At 64.0% G+C, this 4,383-nt stretch carries 3 protein-coding genes; 1 reads left to right on the plus strand and 2 read right to left on the minus strand.

Translation table 11 applies throughout. From position 1 onward, the window contains the following. Positions 1-57 precede the first annotated feature (57 nt). Entirely contained in the window at positions 58-627 is a 570-nt protein-coding gene (locus tag KYX69_RS22900) for a recombinase family protein (protein ID WP_300501659.1), read from the minus strand. Positions 628-765: 138 nt separating this feature from the next. Here KYX69_RS22900 and KYX69_RS22905 point away from each other — a divergent pair, with 138 nt between their 5' ends. After that, positions 766-3,723: a Tn3 family transposase gene (locus tag KYX69_RS22905; RefSeq protein WP_026150043.1), complete on the plus strand. Its 2,958-nt coding sequence runs from the start codon at positions 766-768 to the stop codon at positions 3,721-3,723. 37 nt (positions 3,724-3,760) lie between these two features. On the opposite strand, the gene pyrE is transcribed toward KYX69_RS22905, so the two are convergent. After that, positions 3,761-4,279, minus strand: a complete 519-nt coding sequence (gene pyrE, locus KYX69_RS22910; protein ID WP_048575104.1) for an orotate phosphoribosyltransferase — start codon at positions 4,277-4,279, stop codon at positions 3,761-3,763. Between the last annotated feature and the right edge of the window lie 104 nt (positions 4,280-4,383).

Raw genomic sequence — 4,383 nt, forward strand, 5'->3', positions numbered from 1 at the left:
GGGGTCACTGCACGAAAGTGACATTTACGTACGCTAGAGGCGAACGTAGGCGGAACGTCAGGCGGTTGCTTTAGCAGCCGCCCCTTCGAGCGCCTTGTAGAGGGCGGTTTTTCCGACCTTGAGGCGGGTCGCGGCTTCGCGGACGGTCAGCCCGGATGCAATATGGTCGCGCGCCTTGCGTAGTTTATCGGGGGTGATGACCGGCCGTCGACCACCAAGGCTCCCCCGCTCCCGCGCTGCCTTCAACCCGGCGTTGGTGCGTTCGCGGATCAGGTCGCGCTCGAACTGGGCGAGCGAGCCGAAGATGTTGAACACCAGCATCCCGCCCGACGTGGTTGTGTCGATCTGCTCGGTGAGCGATCGGAAACCGACACCGCGAGCGGCCAGTTCGCCGACCTTCTCGATCAGGTGGCTCATCGAACGGCCGAGCCGGTCGAGCTTCCACACGACCAGCGTGTCGCCGGCACGCAGATAGGCAAGCGCTTCGGCCAGCCCCGGCCGATCGGTCTTCGCGCCAGAGGCGTGGTCGTCGAACGTGCGCTCGCATCCGGCCGCGTTCAGCGCATCATGCTGGAGCGCCAGCTTCTGATCGCCGGTCGATACCCGCGCATAGCCGATCAGCGCCACGACTGGTCCCGATCTGTCCGTTTTCCCATCGATTTGCATTCTTGTCCGAATCGCCATCGCGGGTCCAGAGTTGACGGACATATTCATGCTGACCGCCAGAGGACCGTCTGACGGACAGAGCGAGAAAGGTCGTGGCACATGGCAAGGCGGCGGTTGCTGACACGCGAGGCGCTCGCCCCGCATTACGATCCGCCGACCGAAGAACGGGAAATCGCCCGTTACTTCACCCTCAGCCGTGAGGATCTCGATCTTGTCGGCGAACGCCGGGGAGCGTCGAGCCGGCTCGGGTTCGCACTGCTGCTGCTCTACATGCGTTGGCCAGGCCGAGTGTTGGAGGCGGGAGAGAGGCCGCCCGGTGCCATCCTCGCCTTTGTCGCCGATCAGATCGACGTGCCGACAACGGCGTTCGACGATTACGCCCGTCGCGATGAAACCCGGCGCGCACATCTCGCCGATCTCATGCAGCGGCTCGGCTATACCGCTTTCGACCGGAACCACTTTCGCGCGATCGTGGCGTTCGCGATGCCGGTCGCGCAGACTGCCGCCCAGCCTCTCCTGCTCGCTGGCACCGTGATCGACGAGTTGCGCCGACGGCGGGTGCTACTGCCACCATCGGCTGTCATCGAGGCGATCGTCAGACACGCGCGCCAACAGGCCGAACAACTCACCCATGCAATCCTGACCAACGGCATCGAGCCGGAAAAGCTGACGGCGCTGGACGCCTTGCTGACCCGGCGATCGGATCAGGGGACAACATGGCTGGCCTGGCTGCGCAATGCCCCGCAATCGCCGGCGCCGCGCAGCATCCTGCGGTTGCTTGAACGGCTCGATCATGTCCGCACGCTCGACCTCGACCCGGCGCGCGCCACCATGATACCGTCGGCAACCTTCGATCGACTGGCCGACGAGGCAGTGCGGATCACGCCGCAACATCTCGGCGAGCTGGCGGCCATGCGCCGCCACGCGACGCTCGCGACCGCAGCCATCCGGCTCGAGGAAAGCCTGACTGACGCCGCGCTCACCATGTTCGACAAGCTGCTTGGCAGCATGGTGCGCCGCGCAGAAAACCGGACGCGCGACAAGGCGATCAGGACCGTGCGCGAGATGCAGGGGCATTTGCGCACGCTAACAAATAGCTGCCGCGTGCTGATCGACGCGCACGCCAAGGGTATCGACTCCCTTGCGCGTATCGGCCCCTTCGACTGGGAACGGTTCGGCTCCGCTGTCGCCCAAGCGGAAGTCCTCGTCCGCCCCGAGACGATCGACCGCACGGCCGAACTGATCGAGCGGCATCGCACGGTGAAGCTGTTCGCCGGTCAATTCCTGCGGGCGTTCGCTTTTCGCGGTGCCGGACCGGTCCAGGGCATCCTCGATGCGCTCGCCATCATCGCTGATCTCTACCATACCGGCAAACGACGCCTGCCCGACAAGGTGCCGCTACGCTTCGTGTCGGCAGGCTGGCGACCCTTCGTGATCCGCGACGGCGTCGTCGATCGCGCAGCCTATGAACTCTGCGCGCTGTCCCAGCTTCGCGACCGGTTGCGGGCCGGCGATATCTGGGTGGCAGGCAGTCGGCAATTTCGAGACTTCGACAGCTATCTCATTCCGCCAGCCACCTTTGCAGCGTTGCGCGAGAAGGGGCCGCTCCCGCTCGCGATCGAGTCCGGATTCGATCAACATATTGGGGAGCGCCGTGAGCGCCTGGACCGCGCGATCGAACGGGTGACGGTACTGGCCAGGCAAGGTGAACTGCCCCAGGTCCGCCTCGATGAAAATGGTCTGATGATCTCGCCGCTGAAGGCGATCACGCCACCCGCCGCAGAGGTCGCGCGTCGCACCGCCTATGATCGTCTCCCTCGCGTGAAAATCACGGACATCCTGCTCGATGTCGATGCGTGGACCGGCTTCGGCGACTGTTTCACACACCGGCGCTCGGGCCGTCCTGCCGACGATCGCAACGCGCTGCTGACCGTGATCCTCGCCGATGGCATCAATCTCGGCCTGACCCGCATGGCGGACAGCTGCCGGGGCGCGAGCCTGCGCCAGCTCGCCCATCTGCATGACTGGCACATCAGCGAGGCTGCCTATGGCGAGGCGCTGGGGCGCTTGATCGACGCTCATCGCGCAATGCCGCTCGCTGGATTATGGGGCACCGGCGTCAGTTCATCGAGCGACGGGCAGCAATTTCATGCCGGCGGGCGCGGTGCCGCGATCGGCGATATCAACGCGCGCAACGGCAACGAACCCGGCGTGTCATTCTACACCCATATATCGGACCAGTATGACCCTTTCGGCTCGCGCGTGATCGCCGCGACCGCAGGCGAAGCACCCTATGTCCTCGATGGCTTGCTGTACCACCAGACCGGGCTATCGATCGAAGAGCATTATACCGATACGGGCGGCGCGTCCGACCATGTGTTCGGGCTGATGCCGTTCTTCGGCTACCGCTTCGCGCCCCGCCTACGCGATATCAAAGAGCGCCGCCTGCATCTCCTGCCCGGGCAGGAGGCGGGGCCGTTGCTCGCCGGCATGGTCGGCGATCCGATCGCGTACGACCATGCAGCTGCGCATTGGGACGAACTGCTGCGGCTTGCCACCTCGATCCGGACCGGGACCGTCACCGCCTCGGCGATGCTGCGCAAGCTGTGCGCCTATCCGCGCCAGAACGGCCTGGCACTGGCATTACGCGAAGTCGGGCGGCTCGAACGCTCGATCTTCATGCTCGACTGGTTGCAGGATATCAATCTGCGCAGGCGAACCCAGGCCGGGCTGAATAAGGGCGAGGCGCGCAACGCGCTCGCCCGCGCATTGTTCTTCAACCAGCTCGGCGAGCTGCGCGACCGTCGGTTCGAAAACCAGTCCTATCGCGCCTCCGGTCTCAACCTGCTGGTCGCCGCGATCATCCTGTGGAACACCCGCTATCTCGAACAGGCATTGGCGGACATGAACACGTCGGACGACATTGCCCGCCATATCGCGCCGCTGGGTTGGGAGCATATCGCGCTCACCGGCGACTATAGCTGGGAGCGGGACGATCGGCCGGCACCGCATCAGCTGAGGCAGCTTCGCATTTCACCATCACTTCTTGCCGCGTGATATGATCCGGGGATGGGAATTGCCGACCCGCGCCCATTCAGGCGAGCAGGTCATCCATCGTCATGGCAGCCGAGACAGGAAGATCGGGCAACGCTGCAATCCTGGGAAGTCCATCACCACGCCAGATCGCACAGACTACACCTATGACCGTTGCCCCAGCCTCTGTTACGAGCCGGGTAGCGTCCGCGACCGCACCGCCAGTCGTGATAACATCCTCAATGAGCACCACGCGCTTGCCTGAAACGTCGCCCCCTTCGACCGCTAGGCAAGTGCCGTAGTCCTTCGGTGCTTTCCGAACGAACGCGGCGGGCATTCCTGTGGCAAGCGACAACGCCGTTGCTATCGGCACACCCCCAAGTTCCAGTCCGGCAAGGATTTCTGCGTTGGCGGGGATCAATGGGATCATCTCCGCGGCCACCCTGCTCAGAAGATCAGGCCGAGCTTCAAATCGGTATTTGTCGAAATATGTAGATGATAGCTGTCCAGACCGCAGCCGGAACGTTCCTTCCAAGGCAGAGGCAGCGTTGATGTCGGCGGCTAGGGTCGGGTCGATCATGCGTACGTCTTGCCATAAGCAAACGGCCGCTTCCCATCACTTTTTGCCGTTCGTTTTCTGTTCTCGCCTAGCGTACGTAAAACTCACTTTCGTGTGGTGACCCC

The sequence above is a fragment of the Sphingomonas sp. genome, assembly GCF_030145815.1.
In the GTDB taxonomy this organism is placed as follows: domain Bacteria; phylum Pseudomonadota; class Alphaproteobacteria; order Sphingomonadales; family Sphingomonadaceae; genus Sphingomonas.

Coding starts and splice junctions, on each gene's coding strand:
- KYX69_RS22905 (WP_026150043.1), top strand. CDS start 766: ATGGCAAGGCGGCGGTTGCTGACACGCGAGGCGCTCGCCCCGCATTAC.
- pyrE (WP_048575104.1), bottom strand. CDS start 4,279: ATGATCGACCCGACCCTAGCCGCCGACATCAACGCTGCCTCTGCCTTG.